This is a genomic window from Salmonella sp. A1325 (assembly GCF_056991255.1).
This window is the reverse complement of sequence record NZ_JAMLWO010000014.1, coordinates 38,974-60,383: the sequence shown is the minus strand read 5'-3', so window position 1 is coordinate 60,383 and position 21,410 is coordinate 38,974. Positions and strand designations below refer to the sequence as shown.

At 53.2% G+C, this 21,410-nt stretch carries 22 protein-coding genes; 8 read left to right on the top strand and 14 right to left on the bottom strand.

The window, feature by feature from the left end; all coding sequences use genetic code 11:
- Window positions 1-89: 89 nt before the first annotated feature.
- The 4 genes from NAZ64_RS20700 to NAZ64_RS20685 are packed head-to-tail and all read right to left on the bottom strand — an operon-like array spanning window position 90 to window position 3,503.
- Window positions 90-596, bottom strand: coding sequence for a protein disulfide oxidoreductase (locus NAZ64_RS20700; RefSeq protein ID WP_000907525.1), 507 nt, complete (start codon window positions 594-596; stop codon window positions 90-92).
- Window positions 586-1,209, bottom strand: a complete 624-nt coding sequence (locus NAZ64_RS20695; RefSeq protein WP_000876681.1) for a DsbA family protein — start codon at window positions 1,207-1,209, stop codon at window positions 586-588. Before NAZ64_RS20695 ends, NAZ64_RS20700 begins: the two co-directional genes overlap by 11 nt.
- Window positions 1,206-3,092 carry a protein-disulfide reductase DsbD family protein gene (locus NAZ64_RS20690; RefSeq protein WP_000972956.1) on the bottom strand — a complete coding sequence of 629 codons (1,887 nt, stop codon included), beginning with the start codon at window positions 3,090-3,092 and terminating at the stop codon, window positions 1,206-1,208. The genes NAZ64_RS20695 and NAZ64_RS20690 overlap by 4 nt, the downstream gene beginning before the upstream one ends.
- A gap of 48 nt (window positions 3,093-3,140) precedes the next feature.
- A complete protein-coding gene (locus NAZ64_RS20685) occupies window positions 3,141-3,503 on the bottom strand; it encodes a copper resistance protein (RefSeq protein ID WP_001118902.1) in 363 nt (120 codons plus the stop codon).
- A gap of 235 nt (window positions 3,504-3,738) precedes the next feature.
- Between NAZ64_RS20685 and cbpA the strand changes: the two genes are divergently transcribed.
- From cbpA to NAZ64_RS20670, 3 genes are all read left to right on the top strand, one after another.
- Window positions 3,739-4,659 (top strand): curved DNA-binding protein, encoded by a 921-nt coding sequence (cbpA, locus tag NAZ64_RS20680; RefSeq protein ID WP_000420603.1) that lies wholly within the window; start codon window positions 3,739-3,741, stop codon window positions 4,657-4,659.
- Window positions 4,659-4,964 (top strand): chaperone modulator CbpM, encoded by a 306-nt coding sequence (gene cbpM, locus NAZ64_RS20675; protein WP_001284251.1) that lies wholly within the window; start codon window positions 4,659-4,661, stop codon window positions 4,962-4,964. Before cbpA ends, cbpM begins: the two co-directional genes overlap by 1 nt.
- 653 nt (window positions 4,965-5,617) lie before the next feature.
- On the top strand, window positions 5,618-5,980 hold the full coding sequence (locus tag NAZ64_RS20670; protein WP_001542612.1) for an anti-adapter protein IraM: 363 nt from the start codon (window positions 5,618-5,620) through the stop codon (window positions 5,978-5,980).
- A gap of 407 nt (window positions 5,981-6,387) precedes the next feature.
- Here NAZ64_RS20670 and NAZ64_RS20665 read toward each other — a convergent pair whose 3' ends face one another.
- The 9 genes from NAZ64_RS20665 to hpaG all read right to left on the bottom strand — a co-directional run bounded on the left by NAZ64_RS20665 (window position 6,388) and on the right by hpaG (window position 15,439).
- Window positions 6,388-7,326: an MBL fold metallo-hydrolase gene (locus NAZ64_RS20665; protein WP_000976558.1), complete on the bottom strand. Its 939-nt coding sequence runs from the start codon at window positions 7,324-7,326 to the stop codon at window positions 6,388-6,390.
- A 13-nt stretch (window positions 7,327-7,339) separates the two neighbouring features.
- Window positions 7,340-8,236 carry a 4-hydroxyphenylacetate catabolism regulatory protein HpaA gene (gene hpaA / locus NAZ64_RS20660; protein ID WP_000336602.1) on the bottom strand — a complete coding sequence of 299 codons (897 nt, stop codon included), beginning with the start codon at window positions 8,234-8,236 and terminating at the stop codon, window positions 7,340-7,342.
- A 9-nt stretch (window positions 8,237-8,245) separates the two neighbouring features.
- Entirely contained in the window at window positions 8,246-9,622 is a 1,377-nt protein-coding gene (hpaX, locus tag NAZ64_RS20655; protein WP_001285795.1) for a 4-hydroxyphenylacetate permease, read from the bottom strand.
- A gap of 72 nt (window positions 9,623-9,694) precedes the next feature.
- Window positions 9,695-10,486 (bottom strand): 4-hydroxy-2-oxoheptanedioate aldolase, encoded by a 792-nt coding sequence (hpaI, locus tag NAZ64_RS20650; RefSeq protein WP_023232797.1) that lies wholly within the window; start codon window positions 10,484-10,486, stop codon window positions 9,695-9,697.
- 10 nt (window positions 10,487-10,496) lie between these two features.
- On the bottom strand, window positions 10,497-11,300 hold the full coding sequence (gene hpaH / locus NAZ64_RS20645; protein WP_000884795.1) for a 2-oxo-hept-4-ene-1,7-dioate hydratase: 804 nt from the start codon (window positions 11,298-11,300) through the stop codon (window positions 10,497-10,499).
- A gap of 143 nt (window positions 11,301-11,443) precedes the next feature.
- On the bottom strand, window positions 11,444-11,824 hold the full coding sequence (locus NAZ64_RS20640; protein ID WP_001119857.1) for a 5-carboxymethyl-2-hydroxymuconate Delta-isomerase: 381 nt from the start codon (window positions 11,822-11,824) through the stop codon (window positions 11,444-11,446).
- Between the two features lie 9 nt (window positions 11,825-11,833).
- A complete protein-coding gene (hpaD, locus tag NAZ64_RS20635; protein WP_000516978.1) occupies window positions 11,834-12,685 on the bottom strand; it encodes a 3,4-dihydroxyphenylacetate 2,3-dioxygenase in 852 nt (283 codons plus the stop codon).
- A gap of 1 nt (window position 12,686) precedes the next feature.
- Complete coding sequence (gene hpaE / locus NAZ64_RS20630) at window positions 12,687-14,153, bottom strand: 5-carboxymethyl-2-hydroxymuconate semialdehyde dehydrogenase (RefSeq protein ID WP_000723522.1); 1,467 nt, start codon at window positions 14,151-14,153, stop codon at window positions 12,687-12,689.
- Entirely contained in the window at window positions 14,150-15,439 is a 1,290-nt protein-coding gene (gene hpaG, locus NAZ64_RS20625; protein WP_220569275.1) for a 4-hydroxyphenylacetate degradation bifunctional isomerase/decarboxylase, read from the bottom strand. The genes hpaE and hpaG overlap by 4 nt, the downstream gene beginning before the upstream one ends.
- Window positions 15,440-15,713: 274 nt before the next feature.
- Here hpaG and hpaR point away from each other — a divergent pair, with 274 nt between their 5' ends.
- The 3 genes from hpaR to NAZ64_RS20610 all read left to right on the top strand — a co-directional run bounded on the left by hpaR (window position 15,714) and on the right by NAZ64_RS20610 (window position 18,464).
- On the top strand, window positions 15,714-16,154 hold the full coding sequence (hpaR, locus tag NAZ64_RS20620; protein WP_000543922.1) for a homoprotocatechuate degradation operon regulator HpaR: 441 nt from the start codon (window positions 15,714-15,716) through the stop codon (window positions 16,152-16,154).
- Between the two features lie 217 nt (window positions 16,155-16,371).
- Complete coding sequence (hpaB, locus tag NAZ64_RS20615; protein ID WP_000801496.1) at window positions 16,372-17,934, top strand: 4-hydroxyphenylacetate 3-monooxygenase, oxygenase component; 1,563 nt, start codon at window positions 16,372-16,374, stop codon at window positions 17,932-17,934.
- Window positions 17,935-17,951: 17 nt separating this feature from the next.
- The gene (locus tag NAZ64_RS20610; protein ID WP_001195556.1) at window positions 17,952-18,464 is read left to right on the top strand and encodes a 4-hydroxyphenylacetate 3-monooxygenase reductase subunit; all 513 of its coding nucleotides are present in this window, start codon (window positions 17,952-17,954) and stop codon (window positions 18,462-18,464) included.
- Window positions 18,465-18,796: 332 nt separating this feature from the next.
- On the opposite strand, the gene hiuH is transcribed toward NAZ64_RS20610, so the two are convergent.
- Window positions 18,797-19,207, bottom strand: coding sequence for a hydroxyisourate hydrolase (hiuH, locus tag NAZ64_RS20605; RefSeq protein ID WP_000833182.1), 411 nt, complete (start codon window positions 19,205-19,207; stop codon window positions 18,797-18,799).
- Window positions 19,208-19,342: 135 nt separating this feature from the next.
- Between hiuH and hprR the strand changes: the two genes are divergently transcribed.
- Together hprR and NAZ64_RS20595 are read left to right on the top strand one after the other, a co-directional pair.
- Window positions 19,343-20,023, top strand: a complete 681-nt coding sequence (hprR, locus tag NAZ64_RS20600) for a response regulator transcription factor HprR (RefSeq protein WP_000698207.1) — start codon at window positions 19,343-19,345, stop codon at window positions 20,021-20,023.
- Entirely contained in the window at window positions 20,016-21,380 is a 1,365-nt protein-coding gene (locus NAZ64_RS20595; protein ID WP_115286132.1) for a heavy metal sensor histidine kinase, read from the top strand. The genes hprR and NAZ64_RS20595 overlap by 8 nt, the downstream gene beginning before the upstream one ends.
- Window positions 21,381-21,410 lie beyond the last annotated feature (30 nt).

The window sequence follows — 21,410 nt, the reverse complement described above, 5'->3', positions numbered from 1 at the left end:
GAAATGGATCATTTTTCCGGGAACGATTTCGCAAAACGGGGGTTTTTCTTACAGTAAACGCGTTAGCGCCGGGAAACCCCGGCGCATATTCAGAACGTTTTTGCCCACCATAGCCGAAGCTTCATGCCCCAATAGCTGGTCCAGCCGCTGGTAGTGAACACAACCCGACCTTGTGAAACCACCACCAGCGTTGGCGTCACGCTGATTTCCCAGCCAGCGGATAAGGCGCCGTTAGCATCATTGACGACCGGGAAGTCAACGCCCTTGCGCGCCAGCCAGCGGGCAACCTCAGCGTCATCGCCGGAGCGGAGCGCAACGGTCATGACGTTTTCCCCTTCCGCCGCCAGACGAGCGACCGTAGGCGTAGTAAAGCGGCATACCCCGCACCAGCTGGCCCAAAAATAGAGCAGTACGGGGCGTTCTTCGCTCAATGTCGCCAGAGTTGTCGACTCTCCCGTCAGCGTATGTAACGGTGTCGCGGCAAACGCCGGAGGCGCCTGCGGCGCGCGCCAGACGTCCATGACCACCATTATCGCGATGAGGAGCGCCAGAAAAACCGCGGCTTCACGCAGCCAACGCCGCAGTTTACCCGCCATTGGCAGCCGCCAGTTTTTCTTTCACCACCGCTTCCAGCGTATCCCAGGGCACCGCGCCCGGAATCAGCTCGTCGCCAATGATCGTCGCTGGCGTTCCTTGCACGCCGACCAGCCTTGCCAACTGCAAATTAGTGCGTATCGTTTCCATGCTTTTTTCATCCAGCGTCACTGGCGTAGCCCCAGCTTTCTGCTGGGCCTGTTTAATACTGTCATCCGTATGGTAACCGCGCTTTTGCATAAGTTTTTCATGTAGCGCGAGGAACTGTTGCGGATGATCGCGCCAGGTGGTCAGCGCAATACGCGCCGCCAGTATGGAACTCTCTCCTTTGAATGGCAGCGGTTTAATAATGACCGCAACGTCAGGATATTTCTGCACAATCTTTTCCAGCATCGGATCGAGCTGTTTGCAGTACGGGCAGTTGTAATCCGTAAAGTTCACCAGCGTCAGCTTAGGGTGTTTAGCGCCTATCCGCGGGCTGGCAGGATCGTTAAACAACGCCGCATGGATCAGATTTTCAATCTGCTTTTCCTGATCCGGCGTAAAAGGAGCGGTTTCTTGCGCGATGCTCAGCGTCGAAAACAGCGCCAGCAGTAAAACAATCATGTATTTCATTGGGTTATTCCTTTCGCTTTTTTCAACGTTTGTAATACCGCATCGCGGGTCAGCAAAGTGGGCAGTGCCTCCCCTTCCGGCAAGCCGGGGCCATATACCTGATTAAACGGCACGGCAACCTGGCCGCGCGTTTTCAGAAAATCTGTAATGGCATCGGACGGCAGCGTCCAGTCTCCCCGCAGCGCCACAACATCCGGCTGTTGCAAGGCGGCCTGCACATCCTCTTTTTGCAGGACGTTGTATTTATTCACTTTACAGGTAATACACCAGTCCGCAGTGACATCGACAAATACCCGCTTATGCTGCGCCAGCGCCGACTGGATTGCCTGTTCACTCAAGGGTTGCCACTGAACCGTGTCTTGCGCGCTCTTTGACGCAGTGAAGCCGAAATGCGGCAGGAGTAACGTCGCCAGCCAGATAGCCGACCCCAGCATCATCAGACCGAGGATCCTGCGCAGGACATTCATCCAGCGCCCGGGGCGCGGTAAACGTAGCGCAAGCCCTGGTCGTATCGCGACCAGTAGCCACGGCGCGCTCATTCCCAGGCCAAGCGCAAGGAACAGCCCCCATAGCGTCGGCAACGACGCCGTGAGCGCCACCGCCACCGCCGTACCCAGAAACGGCGCGCTACAAGGCGTCGCCAGCAGCGTGGCGAACGCCCCCTGCCAGAAATGTCCCGACATACCGTTACCGCCGTAAGTGGCCAGTTTCGTGGTTATAGATGAGGGAAGCCTGAACTCAAAAAGCCCGAACAGGCTGGCGCTAAACAACAACATCACCAGAGCCATAAAACCAATAAACCATGCATTCTGGAACTGGACTCCCCAGGCCAGCGCATGGTTTGACAGGCGAAGGAGGGTCATAAACGCCGCCAGCGCCATAAATGACGCAATGATACCGGCGACCGAAGCCAAAAATTGTCGCCTGATGTGAGAGCGGCTTTTTTCCTCTACCAATAAAATAGAGCCAAGTTTCATGCCCAGAACCGGCAGCACGCAGGGCATTAAATTAAGAATCAGTCCGCCGATCAGCGCCATCATTACAACTTGCCAGAAAGGTAGCGCCGCATTGTCCGGCGTTTGCGCTGGCGCAGCGCCAATGGTTTGCGTGCTCTCCTGGGCGATAGCGCCATCGGCTAACACGAGGGTCAGCGATTTGTTGCGCAAATCGGGCGCCTTTTCGCCCCAACTGTCCGTCACCGGCACCGTCGCCTGTAACCTGTCGCCCTCTACGCGCAGGCGAGGCTTCGCAAAATCGACGTCATCTATGGTGTCAAGATAGAGCCCGGGCGATGACCAGCCCGCCGCTCGCGTAGCAGTGACCACCAGTTCTCCCGGGCGATAGCCGACTTCAAGCGAGTCCGTTAGCCCACTGCGGAGTGGAACTTTACCCATCGCCCGTGCATAGTCATGGGCAAAATCGGCATTCTGCACAGTGGGCGTCACGGAAAAGGGGTAATCGGTCAACAGACAAACATTGCTGCAGGTTGATAACGTCAACACGCCGCTCAAGGTCGCCGGCGGCGTACCGCGCACGATCATCGGAAAGGTCACCTCGTCGTGATATCCCTGGGTGGTGATATTCGCCACATCAAAGCGCGAGGGAGTTGGCCAGAACCAGTTTACCTCAGGCATGTCGCCTTTCCAGGCGATAGAGGGCGCCACGCCCCCTTCCCCCGGCGCGCGCCAGTAGGTTTTCCAGCCGTTTTCCAGTTTGACATCCAGCAACAGCCGGGTCTCACCGTTAGCGGACGTATCGGCACGTAGCCGTATGCTGGCATGGTCGTTATCGGGCGAACGCAGCCAGCCGCTTTCCGCCGCCCAGGAGACGGGCAGCCAAAGCCATAACAGGCAGAACAGTATCCGCCTGAACAAAATCATCATATTTTTTCTCCGTGAATGAGTAAGTAACCGTTAGCAATAACCGGTCTGTCATTCACGGAAGACACAAAATCGTAGATGTACCCGTAATGTGGGCGGCGAAATAGCCCGTGGAGGCGAAAACGGCAGGCGCATGACCCGGACAGGCGCCAGTAAGGAAAGCAGTAGACAAAGCGCAAGGATAGCGCCTTCAAAGAGTACCGGAGGCGCCGCCAGCAGCGACTTGGCGCTTAATTCACAGGGAGTGACCGGCGAGCCGTCATCTGTCGAAGAGGGAGCGCTGACCACCGCAGCAGAGGCCGTCGCCTGCATCTGCAAGGCGTGCAGGCCCGCCATGCGTTGCGCGGTACAAACCATTACCACGACACATGCAAGGCAAAGAAACCACCAGCCCATCCGTTGTTGTTTCGCCATTGCGCCCTCACTGTTTAACGCGAGTTATCTTAGCCACTGGCGCGGTTTTGGCAACCTTTCCCCTGTAAAGTTATGTCGGCGCGCTGCGCAACCTTCTGATAGTCGAACAACGTAATTTATTCTTACTAATGATATAACTGGTGTTTTCATACGCACTTTTCAGGTTTACCCTACACTTAGTGGAGAAACCTTTTTGGGGTCCCTTCTGTATGTATTGATTTAGCGAGATGATGCTATGGAACTTAAGGATTATTACGCCATTATGGGCGTGAAACCGACGGACGATCTCAAGACGATTAAGACCGCCTATCGCCGACTGGCCCGCAAGTACCATCCAGATGTCAGCAAAGAACCCGATGCCGAAGCCCGTTTCAAAGAGGTTGCTGAAGCATGGGAAGTGCTGAGTGATGAGCAACGGCGCGCCGAGTATGACCAGTTATGGCAACACCGTAACGATCCACAATTTAATCGCCAGTTCCAGCAACACGAAGGCCAACCGTATAACGCCGAAGATTTTGATGATATTTTCTCGTCTATTTTTGGTCAGCACGGTCGCCATTCGCACCACCGCCACGCCGCACGCGGTCATGATATCGAAATTGAAGTGGCGGTATTCCTGGAAGAAACGCTGGAAGAGCACCAGCGTACGATTAGCTATTCCGTCCCCGTTTATAACGCGTTCGGTCTGGTGGAGCGGGAAATTCCCAAAACATTGAATGTGAAAATCCCGGCTGGCGTCAGCAACGGGCAACGAATCAGACTGAAAGGCCAGGGCACGCCGGGGGAAAACGGCGGACCTAATGGCGATTTATGGCTCGTTATCCATATTGCCCCGCATCCGCTCTTTGATATCGTCAATCAGGATCTGGAAGTCGTCCTTCCGCTTGCCCCATGGGAGGCGGCGCTCGGCGCGAAGGTGTCTGTGCCAACGCTTAAAGAGCGTATTTTGCTGACCATTCCCCCCGGCAGCCAGGCAGGTCAGCGGCTGCGTATCAAAGGAAAAGGATTAGCCAGTAAAAAGCACACTGGCGATCTCTATGCCATCATCAAAATCGTTATGCCGCCGAAACCTGACGAGAAAACAGCTGCCCTGTGGCAACAACTGGCGGACGCGCAGTCGTCCTTTGACCCACGCCAGCAATGGGGGAAAGCATAATGGCTAACATCACTGTCACCTTTACCATCACCGAATTTTGTTTGCACACCGGCGTGACGGAAGAGGAGCTAAACGAAATCGTCGGACTTGGGGTAATTGAGCCTTACGAAGACGATAACGCCGACTGGCAATTCGACGATCGCGCAGCGAGCGTGGTACAACGCGCGCTACGCTTACGCGAGGAGCTGGCGCTCGACTGGCCTGGGATCGCGGTCGCGTTAACGCTGCTGGAAGAGAATTCACGGCTGCGCGAAGAAAACCGGTTACTGCTGCAACGCCTTTCTCGCTTTATCTCGCATCCCTAATCCACGATAAAGGCAATAAACCGAGGGTGGGCTTTCTGCCCACCCCGGATTTACATGCACCCGGTATAATACCAGAATGCCTCTGACATACTTCCCCCAACGGAAGAAATATAGCCTTTCACCGCGCACAACCCGATCAACGAACCGCCAATGTCAGCCATTAATGCGCCATTGCGAAGATCATCGTTTAAATAAAGACCAGCCACAAGTTCACATTTTTTAGATACGTCGGTTATTTTTACACGTTAGCGATCATTTATTGCCTGAAGAATATATTCTTTCACTGTTTTGTACTCTCTGGTTGATACGTACCTTCTCCCTGTCAATGCCGGGTAAAATGAACCGCTGCGCTTACAGGTTGCAGTATTTATAAATAAGAAATACAACAGTCACTTACAGTTTAATAATTGAGCGTTATAACATCCACTGCCGCCCAATATTTACACCACGTATAAAATACAAAAATGTAATAGAATGTAAACAAAATAAGAGCATAAAATAAATAACTTATTAAAAAATCAATATAAATAGAGTGGTCAATAAAAAACGATCGTTTTCAACGAGTTATGTTTCTCAGATTTTCATCTATCCTGAATAGGCTTGCGGAAAATGTAATTTACACCATTGACTATTTCACTTAAAAGGTTTCTGTAATGGAATGGAAGGTCGTTGATACAGTTATAAGTCCCTCTACCGGAGTATCGTTCTCATGCATACATAGCCTAAAAAATCTTAGATTGACCTTATGGTATCAGGCAGATGTTTACATGCCTCCAGGTAGCATTATCATCCCCTTTAATAAGGGGGTCTTAATAAACGATAAACTTTATCCCGTTACTGTTTACAACGTTACCAGGTTTAATCCTGCTCTATGGAAATCGCTTAAAGAAAATAGCCACTGTCCTGGTAACTGCAATCCTAAACCAGAAGCCTGCAGTTATCCTTTCGAGTGTCTGGTATCCGTTTGTCCATTTGGTTTAACCAGAAATATTCAAATAGATAATAAGAAAGTTTAGGAAATAAAGTATGCATTAGCCATACTACTGATTAAGTGTATTCGCGCACGTTTGCAGTATTTTGCAGTTAAATATGTTTGATATAAAAATTGTACAGTTCGGATATTTTTTGATTCGTTTAATCTAACCTTCACTTTGGCAACGAGGAGCCGGTACAGAGGATATTACTGATGGCCGGCAGACAAAGAAACGCATTGCTTTTAACACTGTATAAATTCCATCCGTGACATTCTTATTTAGTAATATTTCACCAGAGCAATCATCTTACCTTTATTGTGCATAAAAATCAGCAAGTAGTGTTTAGAAAAAATAATGTTTTAGACAAAAGCTCTGCGCGTCATGCTGATCGCCAAAAGCATAACGGGCTGACATCATGTCAGCCCGTGGGTTTACCCCTGCCCTGATACTTACGGTACGCTTATCGTCATATTGTCATGACCGACAATGACAGGGCCCGGGTAATTTTTCATGGCTTCCTGTTGCCAGACGTCATCCGCAACCGTCGCAGGCACCAGATGACTTAACACCAGTTTTTTCACGTGGGCCTCGCGAGCAATCTTACCGACATCTTCAATCGTGGTGTGATGCGACGCAATCGCTTCAGCCAGCGTTTTTCCGTTGCCAATACTATTAGCCAGTTTTGCTACCGAAGGGACATGTACCGCCTCATGTACCAGGATATCCGCCCCTTGGGCAAACGTTGCAAGCGGCGGAAACCAGGACGTATCGCCAGAGAAGACGATTCGCTTACCCTGGGTATCAAAACGGTAAGCAAACGCTTCACCGTCCGGGAAAGGGGAATGAGGCACTTTCAGCGCGCTTATTGTAACCAGTTCATCTTTATAGATGACGCCCTGGCTAATATCGGTCGCCTTAACCAGGTTGCGCGGATCGGGTTTCCCCTCTTCTTCCATGCGTAGCGTGATATCCCTGTCAAAGACCTTCCAGCTAGCCTTCGTCATCGCCTGGGTTCCCGGCGGGCCATACACCTGTATGGTATGGTCTTTCAGACCACTTGCCCAGGCATTCATCAGCAAGGAAGGATAATCCAGTATGTGGTCGCTGTGCAGATGGGTGAGCAAAATAGTATTGATGTTGCGCAGTGGAATGCCGTTTTTCACCAGTTGCAGACTGGCGCCGTAGCCGGCATCTATCAGCCATATTTTATCGCCGATAGTGAGCGCCGTCGCTTGCGGTAGTCTGGCTGTATTGAGCAAAGAAGGCCCGCCTTTGGTGCCCAGTAAAACAATGTTGATCTCTTGAGGCGCAGGAGCACCAGCAGCAATAGCAAGGTGGCTTTGCGCCAGCATACAAACCGCCAGCATAGCGACGCTTTTTTTCATCATGTTTTTACTCTTCTTAGTTGAGAAAAGAGGGAACTTCACGTTGGCGAAACTGCGAAGGAGAACAGCCAGCAAGGCGGTTAAAGAAACGGGCGAAATAAGCCGGATCTTTAAAACCTAATTGCCAAGCGATCTCGTTGACAGCATTGTCGGAAAAAAGCAGCAGTCGTTTCGCCTCGCGTAATTGCCGATCAAAAATCAGGCGTTTAGGCGGGCGATTAGCAAAACGTCGGCAAATATCGGTCAAACGAGATTCGGTAATATGCAACTCGCAGGCATAATCGGGCACCGTCCAGTGCTGATGGAAGTGGTTGTCAATTAACAGGGTAAAGCGCTGAAAAAGTTTCAGTTCACCGCGCATCCCGGTTGCGGCGTGATCGTCCAGCTTCGCATTACGCAACAGCAAGGTAAATACCGCCTGCGCCAGTAGCACCAGGGTATGTTCGCAGCCAGCCAGTTGTTCCGTGGACTCCCGCTCAATTAGCTGCCAGTAATGTTTGAGCGCCGCCAGCTCGTTGGGTTTATCCGCCAGCGACAGACAGATCCCCGGCAAGCCGAAGGCCTCTCTGGTGCCGGGATAAAGCACTTCCAGCAGCGGCCAAACCAGCTCTTCGCGTACCGTCAGAACATGGCCATCGCTATCCGATTCGGTAATAAAAGCATGCGGCACCGAGGGCGGCGTAAGCACAAATAGCGGTGCCTGCACCGAATAGCGATGATCGTCGAGCTGTAGCTCAATCTGCCCGGTATCAAGAAAGTGCATTTGAAAAAACTGGTCGTGGCGATGCGCCTGCATATCACGACCAAAGAAATCCGCCATACGAGCAAACGACTGATAATGCACATCGTTACTGCCCATGCTTTCGTCATACTCTTTGCTGATATCAATATTGGCGATCGCACGTTGGCACATAGTTTCTCCTCAAGGGGTGGCGCGCGGACGCGATGCTTTCATGGGAATAAGCCAGATAATGGCGGCGCCGACGACTAACAGAGAAGCGACAAACCAGAGTCCGCTATTGAAGCTACCGGTGATATCTTTTAGCCAGCCAATCATAAACGGGCTGAGCGCGGAGCCAATATTGCCGGTGGCATTGATGACCGCAATGCCTATCGCCCTGGCGCGTAAACTGATCGACTGATCCGGCGTGGTCCAGAAGATCGCCATCGCGCTAAAGGAACCCGTGGATGCCATCACGATCCCCAAGAGCTGGATCAGGTTATGGTCGGTCGCCGACGCCAGCAGCCAGCCCGCGGCGGCAAACAGAAATGGCAACGCCGTGTGATGTTTACGCTCCTGATGTTTGTCCGAATGGCGGCTCCAGTAAATCATGCCCAGAATAGTACAAATCTGCGGGATCGCCGCCAGCAGGCCGATGGTGATATTGCTGCTGCCTTCATTAAAACTTTTCAGGATTTGCGGCGTCCAGATACTAATGGCGCTAAGCGTATTGGTAAGGCAAAAATAGGCCAGCGTATACATCAGTACAATTGGCGTGAATACTTCGCGCCACAGACTACGCTGCTGCATGGCGTTATGGCTGATGGCCCCCTCCGGCTGAACCAGCGTCAGGCGGTCATTATCCATCATCTCCTGCAAACATTTTTTATCCTCTGCCGTCAGCCATTTGGCTTTTGCCGGGGTATCATCCAGGTAAAACCAGACCATAATGCCTAACAAAACTGACGGAAATCCCTCCAGCAGGAATAACCACTGCCATCCATGCAGATTGAATATGCCGTCCAGCGATAAAATATAGCCGGAGACAATCGACCCCAACGCGGTAGTGGCCGGCATAGCAATCATAAATAATGCGTTGGCGCGGGCGCGGAAAAACGCCGGAAACCAGTAAGTTAAATAGAGCAATATTCCTGGCAAAAAGCCCGCTTCGGTAATGCCCACCAGCATTCGCAGCACATACAGGCTTTTCGGTCCCACCGCGAACATCGTAGCGGTAGATGCAATGCCCCATAGCACCATAATGGTCGCAATCCAGCGGCGGGCGCCGACGATGCTCAACATCACGTTGCTGGGAATGCCGAAAATGACGTAGGTGGCGTAAAACAGCGTCGTGGCAAGGCCAAACATGGTGGCGCTTAACCCCAGATCCTGCCCCATCGTCAACCCGGCAAAACCGATGTTGATACGGTCTAAAAACGAGAAGATAAACAACACGAATAAAAATACGATCAGTCGGCGGAACAGTTTATTTATGACGGTTTGTTGACCCGTGCTGAGCGCGTTGTGCGAACGGACAGACTCGGGGCTTTCCGGAAGTGCAGATGATGTGTCGCTCATTTTTTTTCCTCTGATGGGAATTTTTGTAGGGTACTACGGTTGCCCGGTAGCGCTGCGCTTACCGGGCCAGGCTTAATAGACGCCGGACGCACCGGACAGCTTTTTTTCTGCGCCAAAGCGCGCCGCCAGCGCCTCCGCGCCGCGCGCCAGCAGCGTGGTGTCAACGCCGACGGCGACAAATAGCGCCCCCAGTTCCAGATAACGTTTCGCCAGTGCTTCATTGGCCATCAGAATCCCCGGCGCTTTCCCCGCCGCGCGTATCTGCACGATGGCGTTCTCAATCGCCGCCTGCACTTCCGGGTGCTGCGGATTGCCGGCAAAGCCCATATCGGCGCTGAGATCCGCCGGGCCAATAAACACGCCATCAATGCCATCCACGTCGAGAATTGACGCCAGATTGCTCATCGCCTCACGCGTTTCAATCTGCACCAGTACGCACATGGCGTCGTTGGCCTGGTGGAGATAGTCCGGAATGCGATTCCAGCGCGATGCCCGCGCCAGCGCGCTGCCCACGCCGCGAATACCGGCAGGCGGATAACGCGTAGCCGCCACGGCGTTTCGCGCTTCATCGGCATTCTGCACCATCGGTATCAGCAGCGTTTGCGCGCCGACGTCGAGCAGTTGCTTAATCTGTACCGGATCGTTCCATGACGGACGCACCACCGGCTGGCTGGGATAAGGCGCAATCGCCTGCAACTGGGTCAACACCGTCTGCACATTGTTTGGCGCGTGTTCACCGTCAATCAGTAGCCAGTCGAAGCCGGCGCCCGCTAACAGTTCAGCGCTGTAACTGTTGGCAAGCCCCAGCCACAAACCGATTTGCGGACGCCCCACTTTTAACGCGTCTTTGAAAGCATTTTTCATCGTTTTTTCCTTACACAAACCGGCAACTGATCGCGCCCATGTTGCCGTAATCGACATGGAAAGTGTCGCCCTTGCGCGCCGGCACCGGGCGGGTGAACGAGCCGCCGAGGATGATCTGCCCGGCTTCAAGCTGGACATCGTAGGGGGCAAGCTTGTTCGCCAGCCACGCCACGCCGTTGGCCGGATGATTCAGCACACCTGCGGCGACGCCGGTTTCTTCGATCACGCCGTTGCGATAGAGCAGCGCGGAGATCCAGCGCAGATCCAGCTCGTCTGGTTTGATGGGACGACCACCGAGGATCACCCCGGCGTTGGCGGCGTTGTCGGAAATGGTGTCGAACACTTTGCGCGGGCGCTGGGTTTCCGGGTCGATGTTGTGGCTGCGGGCGTCAATCAGTTCCAGCGCCGGAATCACATAATCCGTGGCATTGTAGACGTCGAACAGCGTGCAGTGAGGGCCGCGCAGCGGTTTCGCCAGCACGAACGCCAGCTCCACTTCAATACGCGGGACGATAAAACGGTCGGTGGGGATATCGCCGCCGTCATGGAAGAACATATCGTCAAGCAGCGCGCCGTAATCCGGTTCGCTGATTTGCGAGCTGGCCTGCATCGCTTTTGAGGTCAGGCCGATTTTGTGGCCTTTGAGCGTGCGCCCTTCGGCAATTTTGATATTGACCCATTCGCGCTGTACGGCATAGGCATCTTCAATAGTGATGTTGGGATAATCCAGCGACACTGCGCGAATCTGTTCACGCTGTTTTTCAGCCTGATTAAGTCGCTGGGCGATCAGGGTATGGGTCTGTTTATCGAGCATAGTTGCTTCCTGTTACGTCATGCGGTGCTGCTGCGCCGGGTGGCGACGCGGGTGCGTCTTACCCGGCCTACGGTTCGGTATTGCTTCGTGCATCGTTTTTTTGTAGGCCCGGTCAGCGCAGCGCCACCGGGCGAAACAGTGTGCTATTTAAATAACGCGTGTACGTTGTTTTGTTTGTAATTGAGCGTCGGATGTAGCTCGGCAATCTCAAACGACAGCGCCAGATAGCGGTTCTCCATCAGGTCGGCGAAGTGGGCTTTAATCAGCCCAAACAGCATTTCGCCAACTTCCTGACGGCTCTCCAGGCTGCGCCCGGCACCGATTTTCAGCGTCATATGCACAAACGCGTAATCATGCTTACCGTCAGCCATCTGCCAGGTATCCAGCCAGTGGGCGCGACTGCGGATACCGCCGATGGGGAAAATCCCGCTGGCGGCCAGCGCCTCGTTTACTTTGCTGAACAGGCTTGGTAAATCAGCCTGCTCGCGAATATTTTCAGTACATTCAGCAATAAAGTGCGGCATAAACACCCCTTACGCAGGCAGCGGGAAAACAGCGTTCACCTGGCCAGTACCGGAGCTGGCGAACAGATCGGTGATGAACTCCACCTTGCCGTCGTATTTGTCCCAACCCAGCATTCCCAGCAGCATGACCGTGTCGTGCATGTTGCCTTCGCCGTAGCAGTAGTCGGCGTACTCCGGCAACATGGTGCAAAACTCCTTGAATTTGCCTTCGCGCCACAGCTTGACCACGCGCTCGTCCATCTGATGATCGAACTCGCGGGTGTAGCTGTTCATCCCCTCTTCCGCCCGTTGGTCATCAATAAAACGGTGCGACAGAGAACCACTGGCGAATACCGCTACGGTACCGTCATATTTCTCAATCGCCTTGAGAATGGCTTCGCCCAGTCTGCGGCTGTCGGCAAAATCATGCACAGTGCAGAACGCCGAGATGGAGACCACTTTGAAGTGCTTGTCGCTGTTCATGTAGCGCATCGGCACCAACGTACCATACTCCAGCTTCAGGCTTGGGATGTTATGCGCTTTAGCGCGCACGCCCAGTTTGACTGCCTCGTCGGCGATCAGGTGGCCGAGCTCCGGATTGCCGTCATAGTCATAGGTCATGTCGCGAATAAAGTGTGGCAATTCGTTGCTGGTATAGACGCCCTGGAAATGGTCGGCACAATTAATGTGGTAAGCGCTATTCACCAGCCAGTGGGTGTCGAATACGATAATGGTGTCAACGCCCATTTCGCGGCAACGCTTGCCAATTTCAATATGCCCATCAATGGCTGCCTGACGACAACCGTGATTTTTTCCCGGCAGTTCAGAAAGATACATCGACGGCACGTGGGTAATTTTTGCTGCTAACGCTAACTTGCCCATATCAAACTCCCCATTTTGGGATAGGATGGTCGCCCATTGAGATGCAGACGTTTTTCATTTCCGCAAACACTTCGAAGCTATATTCGCCGCCTTCGCGCCCGGTACCGGAGGCTTTCACGCCGCCGAACGGCTGGCGCAGGTCGCGGACGTTCTGGGTGTTAACGAAGACCATGCCGGCTTCAATCCCACGCGCCAGGCGTAACACTTTGCTCACGTCCTGGGTCCAGATATAAGAGGCCAGACCGTATTCCACGTCGTTCGCCAGGCGTAACCCTTCCGCCTCGTCTTTGAATGGCAGCAGGCAGGCGACCGGCCCAAAGATCTCTTCCTGCGCAACGCGCATACGGTTGTCGACATCGGCCAGCACGGTTGGGCGCAGGAAGTTACCGCCTTTCAGATGCGCAGGCAGGTCAGTGGGTTTTTCCGCACCGCCCGCCAGCAGCATTGCGCCCTCTTCAATGCCGAGGCGGATATAACCGGAGACTTTTTCCCAGTGCTGTTGGCTAATCAGCGCGCCGACCTGAGTGTTCGGGTCGGTCGGATCGCCGACACGCAGGCGATTCGCGCGTTCGGCAAAGCGCTTCACGAACTCAGGGTAAATGCTCTGCTGGATAAAGATGCGCGACCCGGCGGTGCAGCGTTCGCCGTTGATCGAGAAGATGGTGAACAGCGCGGCGTCCAGCGCGCGCTCAATGTCGGCATCTTCAAAAATCAGCACCGGCGATTTGCCGCCCAGCTCCATCGAGTATTTTTTCAGGCCGGCATTTTTCATGATATTGCGACCGGTGGCGGTACCGCCGGTAAACGACACCGCACGCACGTCATGGTGGCGTACCAGCGCATCGCCAGCAGTGGCGCCATAGCCCTGCACCACGTTCAGTACCCCTGCCGGAATTCCTGCTTCCAGCGCCAGCTCGCCCAGCCTGTCGGCAGTCAGCGGCGACAGCTCGGACATTTTGAGCACCGCCGTGTTACCCAGCGCCAGGCACGGCGCGACTTTCCAGGTCGCGGTCATAAACGGCACGTTCCACGGCGACACCAGCGCGCAGACGCCGACGGGCTGCACCAGCGTATAATTGAGCATTTTATCGTCAACCGGATAGGTCTTGCCGTTCATCTGCTGGCACACTTCGGCGAAGAATTCGAAGTTATGCGAGGCGCGCGGGATCAGCACGTTTTTAGTCTGGTGAATAGGCAGGCCGGTGTCGGCGGTTTCCATCGCCGCGATTTCCGGCACATGCTGGTCAATCAGGTCGCCAAGGCGGCGCATCAGGCGCGCGCGCTCTTTCATCGGCAGGTTGGCCCACTTCGGGAACGCCTCTTTGGCCGCCGCGACAGCCTGGTTCACTTCTGCTTCACCGCCGGAGGCCACTTCTGCCAGCACGTCACCGGTCGCCGGGTTAGTGGTCTGGAAGTAGTCGTTACCTGCAACATTTTTGCCGTTAATCCAATGATTTATTTTCTTCATTTTGCGCTCTCCTCACTGACGATTCGGTTAACCAGGCGACCCACGCCTTCTACTTCCACGACAACTTCATCCCCCGGCACCACATCGGACAGCCCTTTCGGCGTACCGGTGGCAATCATGTCGCCCGGTTGCAACGTCATAAATTCGCTCAGATAAGAAATCAGGAACGGAATGCTGAAGATCAGATCGGCGGTCGTCCCTTCCTGGCGCAGCTCACCGTTGACAAAGGTGCGTAACGTCAGGTTGTGCGGATCAGAAACCGCCTCTTTATCCACAATCCACGGGCCTATCGGCGTCAGGCCGTCGCGGCTTTTTACCCGCAGATTCGGACGGTAGTAGTTTTCCAGATAGTCGCGGATCGCGTAGTCGTTACAGACGGTGTAACCGGCCACATACTCCATGGCTTCGGCTTCGCTCACCTTACGCGCCGTTTTGCCAATCACCACGACCAGTTCGGCTTCATAGTGCATATATTCGACGTTGTTCGGGCGCACCGACGTTTGATGATGTTCGGTAAAGGTGTTTGGCGCTTTGATAAATACCAGCGGCTCTTTCGGCGGCGTAAATGCCAGCTCGCTGGCGTGATCGGCGTAGTTCAACCCCAGCGCAAATAACGTTCCCGTCGCTGACAGCGGCCACGTAAACGTCTGGTGGCGGGCGAATTCATCTTCTGCGACAACCGGATTTTCCAGCGCGGGTAAACCTTTCGCCAGAATACGCACCCGATCGCCGGGACGCAGCGCAACGCGATTCTGCGGCGTACCAAATAAGATCGCATCGCCAGGGTTAAGCGTAGCGAACTCACTTAACGCGCTAAGCAGCTGTGCGGCGCTACGCTGTAAATCGGCAGTATTCCAGTGGTCCGCTTCTCGTCCGTTGATTTCAGTGATAATGGTGAGGTTATCCACATCACTCAGCGGCGCCATTTCACCCAGAGGGCAAAAGCCATCGCGACATTTCGCTTTAATCGCCGGGCGATAAAAGCTCTCTTCCGGCAGGCTGACCTCGTTAGCCAGCGCATACCCGGCGATATAGTCCGCCGCCGCTTCAGGGCGTATCCGGCTGGCGGTTTTCCCCACAATGAGCGCCACTGTCGCGCCGCTCAGTACCTTTTCTCCCTGCGGATAAGGAATGGGTTCGCCGTGACGAATCACCGTATTACGCGGCTTGATGAACCACACTGCGGTTTTAGGCGGCGCATTATAGGGAGGCTGAGAGAAAGCCTCTTGCCAGGCATCAAGCTGGCTGCGATGGTTTAACGCAACGGCGAAAACAGTACCCTTCATACATAAACTCCTCAGGCCGATTTAACGGGCTGTGATTTCATTAATATATTAATGATTAGATTTATGCTTTCGCTGTACATTTAGCAAGCTGAAGTAAAGTATTTGTGATGTGATTAACAATATTTTCACAAATTTATTATCAAATACATATATATCAAAGAGTTAAATAAAACCCCTTGTTTCTGTTAAACTTTGGACATAAAACAGATGTCATAGCTCACATCGGTAAACACGATTATTCAGGTATTAATAATTCTGCAAAAGAGAAACGCTTATGCATGATTCATTAACCATCGCCTTGCTTCAGGCGCGCGAAGCGGCAATGACCTATTTCCGCCCCATCGTTAAAAGCCACAATCTGACCGACCAGCAATGGCGCATTGTGCGAATCCTGGCCGATAGCCCCTCTATGGATTTTCACGAGCTGGCCTTTCGTACCTGCATTTTGCGTCCAAGTCTGACCGGAATATTGACGCGCATGGAGCGAGACGGACTGGTGTTACGACTCAAGCCGGTTAACGATCAGCGTAAGTTATATGTCATGTTGACGGAGCAGGGACAAACGTTGTACGCCCGTGCCCGGAGCCAGGTAGAAGAGGCTTATCGAAAAATTGAGGCCGATTTCACGCCCGAAAAAACACAGCAATTGATGCTGCTGCTGGACGATCTTATTGCCCTGGGACGCCAGCATCCTGATAGCGAAGCGGAAGCATAGTATTCTTTCCTTCCCACGCCGCCGACACGGGAATCCCCTCCCGCTTACAACGTTGACGGCGATCGCATTTTACTCTTCTTCTTCGACGTTCATCTGAAAAGTACCCGCCGTTGTCCTGAAAGTCTCTTCACAGTTTACGCTTCTGCCTATTCAATTAAACAACAAATAAGAAACATATTATTAACAAAACATTCCGATTAACGAGGAAGAGGCCGCAATGAAACCTGAAGATTTTCGTACTGATAACAAGCGTCCGTTAACGGGCGAAGAGTATTTAAAAAGCCTGCAGGACGGGCGGGAAATTTATATTTACGGCGAACGCGTTAAAGATGTTACGACACATCCGGCATTCCGCAATGCCGCAGCCTCTGTCGCACAACTGTATGACGCATTACATAAACCGTCGATGCAAGATACCCTGTGCTGGAATACCGATACCGGCAGCGGCGGTTATACGCATAAATTTTTCCGCGTGGCGAAAAGCGCAGACGATCTGCGCCAACAGCGTGATGCTATCGCCGAGTGGTCACGCCTGAGTTACGGCTGGATGGGACGCACACCGGATTACAAAGCCGCCTTTGGCTGCGCTCTGGGCGCTAACCCAGCCTTCTACGGCCAGTTTGAGCAGAACGCCCGCAACTGGTACACCCGTATTCAGGAGACCGGCCTGTACTTTAACCATGCTATCGTCAACCCGCCTATCGACCGCCACAAACCTGCCGACGAAGTGAAAGACGTCTATATCAAGCTGGAGAAAGAGACGGACGCCGGGATTATTGTCAGCGGGGCGAAAGTCGTCGCCACTAACTCTGCCCTGACTCACTACAACATGATTGGTTTCGGCTCAGCCCAGGTGATGGGCGAAAACCCGGATTTTGCGCTGATGTTTGTCGCGCCAATGGATGCCGAAGGCGTAAAACTTATTTCGCGCGCCTCGTATGAAATGGTCGCGGGCGCGACGGGCTCGCCGTTTGATTATCCACTCTCCAGCCGCTTTGATGAAAACGATGCCATTCTGGTGATGGACAAGGTGCTGATCCCGTGGGAAAACGTCTTGATTTACCGTGATTTCGATCGTTGCCGTCGCTGGACGATGGAAGGCGGCTTTGCCCGTATGTATCCACTGCAAGCCTGTGTTCGTCTGGCGGTTAAACTTGATTTCATTACCGCGCTGCTGAAAAAATCGCTCGAATGTACGGGTACCGTAGAGTTCCGTGGCGTGCAGGCCGATCTCGGCGAAGTCGTGGCCTGGCGCAATATGTTCTGGGCATTGAGCGATTCTATGTGTTCTGAAGCAACCCCGTGGGTAAACGGCGCCTGGCTACCGGACCACGCCGCGCTGCAAACCTATCGTGTGATGGCCCCAATGGCCTACGCGAAAATTAAAAATATTATTGAACGTAACGTTACCAGCGGCCTGATTTACCTGCCTTCCAGCGCCCGCGATCTGAATAATCCGCAAATCGACCAGTACCTGGCGAAATACGTACGCGGCTCTAACGGAATGGACCATGTTGAACGTATCAAAATTCTTAAATTGATGTGGGATGCCATCGGCAGCGAGTTCGGCGGTCGCCATGAGCTGTACGAGATTAACTACTCGGGCAGCCAGGATGAAATTCGTCTGCAGTGCCTGCGTCAGGCCCAGAGCTCCGGCAATATGGATAAGATGATGGCAATGGTCGATCGCTGCCTCTCCGAATACGATCAGAATGGCTGGACGGTTTCGCATTTGCACAATAACGACGACATCAATCAACTGGATAAGCTGCTGAAATAACGCGGCAGGAGGTTCTCATGCAAGTAGATGAACAACGTCTGCGTTTTCGCGATGCGATGGCAAGTCTGGCGGCAGCGGTCAACATCGTAACCACGGCGGGTCACGCCGGACGCTGCGGTATCACCGCAACAGCGGTCTGCTCCGTCACCGATACGCCGCCCTCTGTGATGGTATGTATTAATGCCAATAGCGCCATGAACCCCGTTTTTCAGGGCAACGGCAGGCTGTGCATTAATGTACTTAACCATGAGCAGGAGCTGATGGCGCGCCACTTTGCCGGTATGACGGGGATGGCGATGGAAGAGCGGTTTCACCAGCCATGTTGGCAAAACGGGCCGCTGGGCCAGCCGGTACTTAACGGCGCGCTGGCCGGTCTTGAAGGCGAGATCAGCGAGGTACAAACCATTGGCACGCATCTGGTGTATCTGGTGGCGATCAAAAATATTATTCTTAGCCAGGATGGGCATGGTCTGATTTATTTCAAACGCCGTTTTCATCCGGTCAGACTTGAGATGGAAGCGCCTGTTTAACCGTCACTCATGCCCACAAGCGGGATAACCACCGCTTGTGGGAGAAGAGTCGATACGCTGAAGATTTTTATTCCCGCCGCGATGTTTGCTCGCCATAAATCGCGGCGATTAATACAATCTAAGAGCCTGTCCCACCAGGCGTTATTGGCGCAGCCAGTTTGGACACGGACAGCACGCAAAAACCGGAGCGTACACGTAGTACGTGAGGTTTGACTCGCTACGCTCGCCCTTCGGGCCGCCGCTAGCGGCGTTCAAAACGCTAACGCGTTTTGGCGAGCACTGCCCAGGTCCAAAATGGCAAGTAAAATAGCCCTAATGGGATAGGCTCTAAATTAGCTCCCGCGATAGGTTGAATAACCATACTGACTTAATAACAGCGGCACATGATAGTGCTCATTCGTTTTGCTGATATGAAACTCGACGGGAATCTCCGGGAAAAACGTATCCAGTTTTTTACTTTCAAAATACTGGCCGGTTTTAAAAATAACGCGATAATCCCCCGGCGCGGCAGCTTTTTCGGGCCACAGAGCTTTAATACGTCCATCCTGGTCGGTATGCCCGGTGTTTAATTGCGTCCATCCGTTATCCTTTTTCTGCTCCAGTACCACCTCCACGCCGGGCGCCGGTTTGCCTGTTTGCTGATCGAGAATATGTACGCTGAGAATATTGTTGCCAGCGGCCAGCGCCATTGCCGGGGCTGCAACAAGAGATGCTATCGCGGTAGCCAGTATATATCGTTTCATGCTTCACTCCTTTACGGTATTGATGCAGGAAAATATATCTGGCGCGTCCAGGATTAACCTTACACGGACATGACAATTATGTCATCTTGTTGGAGATTTACAGATTCGCTAACAAGCCTATGGCATACTGCGTCGATGAAGATTTTATTGATTGAAGATAACCAGAAAACCATTGAGTGGGTACGTCAGGGACTCACGGAGGCAGGCTATGTGGTTGATTATGCCTGTGATGGACGAGACGGATTGCACCTGGCGCTTCAGGAACATTATTCATTGATTATTCTTGATATTATGCTGCCGGGGCTTGATGGATGGCAGGTTTTACGCGCGTTACGCACTGCGCATCAGTCCCCTGTTATTTGCCTGACGGCGCGCGACTCGGTTGAGGATCGCGTCAAAGGTCTTGAGGCGGGCGCTAATGATTACCTTGTTAAGCCTTTTTCCTTCGCCGAACTGCTGGCCCGGGTGAGAGCTCAACTCAGACAGCATGTCCCTGTCTTTACCCGACTGACGATCAATGGTCTGGACATGGATGCCACAAAGCAATCGGTGTCACGAAATGGCAAACCGATTTCCCTGACCCGTAAAGAATTCCTGCTCCTCTGGTTACTGGCGTCCCGGGCAGGAGAAATCGTGCCCCGAACCGCGATCGCCAGCGAAGTTTGGGGAATTAACTTTGATAGTGAAACCAACACCGTTGATGTCGCGATTCGTCGGCTGCGCGCCAAAGTAGACGATCCATTTGAAAAGAAGCTCATTATGACCGTCCGGGGGATGGGTTATCGATTACAGGCGGAAACGTCGCAGAATGGTTAAGTTATCAATGACGCTGCGCCTGACAATTTCTTTTATCGCCATACTTATCCTCGCCTGTACCGGCATTAGCTGGACGCTCTATAACGCGCTGAGCAAAGAATTAACGTATCGGGATGATATGACGCTAATAAATCGGGCGGCGCAAATGCAGCAACTGTTACTGGATGGCGCCAGGCCGGAAAATCTGCCGCTCTACTTCAATCGGATGGTGGATACGAAGCAGGATATCTTATTGATCCATTCTGCAACAGGCCACAATGTTGCGATTAATCATAGCGGCATCCCCGACCAACGCTTTAACGAGATTCCGCTGGCTAAAAACATCACCCGCGAAACCTTATTTCGCCAGGCGGTACAAGGCACGGAGCTGACCGCGGTACGAGTAAACGCCAGAAGCGGCGATGACCCACTGACCCTTACTATCGCCAGGCTGGCGACGGAAAGGCGGCAAATGCTGGCGCAATATCGCCGCAACAGTTTGCTGATTAGCCTTATCGCGATCCTCGTCTGTTCGGCGCTCAGTCCATTAGTCATCAGAAACGGGCTGCGGGCCATTACGTCGCTCAGCCGACTCACCGCGGCGACAGATAGCGGCACACTTCGCCAGCCGTTGGCGGAACAGGCGTTACCCGTCGAGCTCAGACCGCTTGGACAAGCGCTAAATACCATGCGCCAGAAGCTTTCCGACGATTTTGAACGCCTGAACCAATTTGCCGACGATCTGGCGCATGAGCTGCGCACGCCGGTTAATATTTTACTGGGGAAAAACCAGGTGATGCTGAGTCAGGAACGCAGCGCCGAAGAGTATCAACAAGCCCTTGTCGATAATATTGAAGAGCTGGAGGGACTGTCGCGACTGACAGAAAATATTCTCTTTCTGGCACGCGCGGAGCACCAGAATATAGCGGTAAAAAAACAGCCTGTTTCGCTCAATGCGCTGGTCGAAAATATGCTGGATTATCTTAGCCCCCTTGCCGAGGAGAAGCGCATCTGTTTTATAAATCAATGTCAGGGAACGGTATGGGCTGACGAAATATTATTACAAAGAGTGCTCTCAAACCTGCTGACGAATGCCATCCGTTATTCTGATGAAAACGCCGTGATACGTATTGAAAGCGCTTATGATGATAACGTTGCAGAAATTCGGGTCGCTAATCCGGGCAGCCACCCCGCCGATGCGGATAAGCTTTTCCGGCGTTTTTGGCGAGGAGATAATGCCCGCCACACTGCCGGTTTCGGCCTGGGGCTATCGTTGGTTAACGCGATTGCTCTATTACACGGTGGTTCGGCATCTTACCGCTATGCCGATGAACATAATATCTTTTCGGTTCGTCTGCCCGATAGCAGTGATAGCTAAGGTCAGTACAGGTTCTGTTTCCCTTCCCTG

Excerpts from the sequence above, each read along its gene's own strand:
- NAZ64_RS20700 (WP_000907525.1), bottom strand. The coding sequence starts at position 596 with ATGGCGGGTAAACTGCGGCGTTGGCTGCGTGAAGCCGCGGTTTTTCTG.
- NAZ64_RS20695 (WP_000876681.1), bottom strand. The coding sequence starts at position 1,209 with ATGAAATACATGATTGTTTTACTGCTGGCGCTGTTTTCGACGCTGAGC.
- NAZ64_RS20690 (WP_000972956.1), bottom strand. The coding sequence starts at position 3,092 with ATGATGATTTTGTTCAGGCGGATACTGTTCTGCCTGTTATGGCTTTGG.
- NAZ64_RS20685 (WP_001118902.1), bottom strand. The coding sequence starts at position 3,503 with ATGGCGAAACAACAACGGATGGGCTGGTGGTTTCTTTGCCTTGCATGT.
- cbpA (WP_000420603.1), top strand. The coding sequence starts at position 3,739 with ATGGAACTTAAGGATTATTACGCCATTATGGGCGTGAAACCGACGGAC.
- cbpM (WP_001284251.1), top strand. The coding sequence starts at position 4,659 with ATGGCTAACATCACTGTCACCTTTACCATCACCGAATTTTGTTTGCAC.
- NAZ64_RS20670 (WP_001542612.1), top strand. The coding sequence starts at position 5,618 with ATGGAATGGAAGGTCGTTGATACAGTTATAAGTCCCTCTACCGGAGTA.
- NAZ64_RS20665 (WP_000976558.1), bottom strand. The coding sequence starts at position 7,326 with ATGATGAAAAAAAGCGTCGCTATGCTGGCGGTTTGTATGCTGGCGCAA.
- hpaA (WP_000336602.1), bottom strand. The coding sequence starts at position 8,236 with ATGTGCCAACGTGCGATCGCCAATATTGATATCAGCAAAGAGTATGAC.
- hpaX (WP_001285795.1), bottom strand. The coding sequence starts at position 9,622 with ATGAGCGACACATCATCTGCACTTCCGGAAAGCCCCGAGTCTGTCCGT.
- hpaI (WP_023232797.1), bottom strand. The coding sequence starts at position 10,486 with ATGAAAAATGCTTTCAAAGACGCGTTAAAAGTGGGGCGTCCGCAAATC.
- hpaH (WP_000884795.1), bottom strand. The coding sequence starts at position 11,300 with ATGCTCGATAAACAGACCCATACCCTGATCGCCCAGCGACTTAATCAG.
- NAZ64_RS20640 (WP_001119857.1), bottom strand. The coding sequence starts at position 11,824 with ATGCCGCACTTTATTGCTGAATGTACTGAAAATATTCGCGAGCAGGCT.
- hpaD (WP_000516978.1), bottom strand. The coding sequence starts at position 12,685 with ATGGGCAAGTTAGCGTTAGCAGCAAAAATTACCCACGTGCCGTCGATG.
- hpaE (WP_000723522.1), bottom strand. The coding sequence starts at position 14,153 with ATGAAGAAAATAAATCATTGGATTAACGGCAAAAATGTTGCAGGTAAC.
- hpaG (WP_220569275.1), bottom strand. The coding sequence starts at position 15,439 with ATGAAGGGTACTGTTTTCGCCGTTGCGTTAAACCATCGCAGCCAGCTT.
- hpaR (WP_000543922.1), top strand. The coding sequence starts at position 15,714 with ATGCATGATTCATTAACCATCGCCTTGCTTCAGGCGCGCGAAGCGGCA.
- hpaB (WP_000801496.1), top strand. The coding sequence starts at position 16,372 with ATGAAACCTGAAGATTTTCGTACTGATAACAAGCGTCCGTTAACGGGC.
- NAZ64_RS20610 (WP_001195556.1), top strand. The coding sequence starts at position 17,952 with ATGCAAGTAGATGAACAACGTCTGCGTTTTCGCGATGCGATGGCAAGT.
- hiuH (WP_000833182.1), bottom strand. The coding sequence starts at position 19,207 with ATGAAACGATATATACTGGCTACCGCGATAGCATCTCTTGTTGCAGCC.
- hprR (WP_000698207.1), top strand. The coding sequence starts at position 19,343 with ATGAAGATTTTATTGATTGAAGATAACCAGAAAACCATTGAGTGGGTA.
- NAZ64_RS20595 (WP_115286132.1), top strand. The coding sequence starts at position 20,016 with ATGGTTAAGTTATCAATGACGCTGCGCCTGACAATTTCTTTTATCGCC.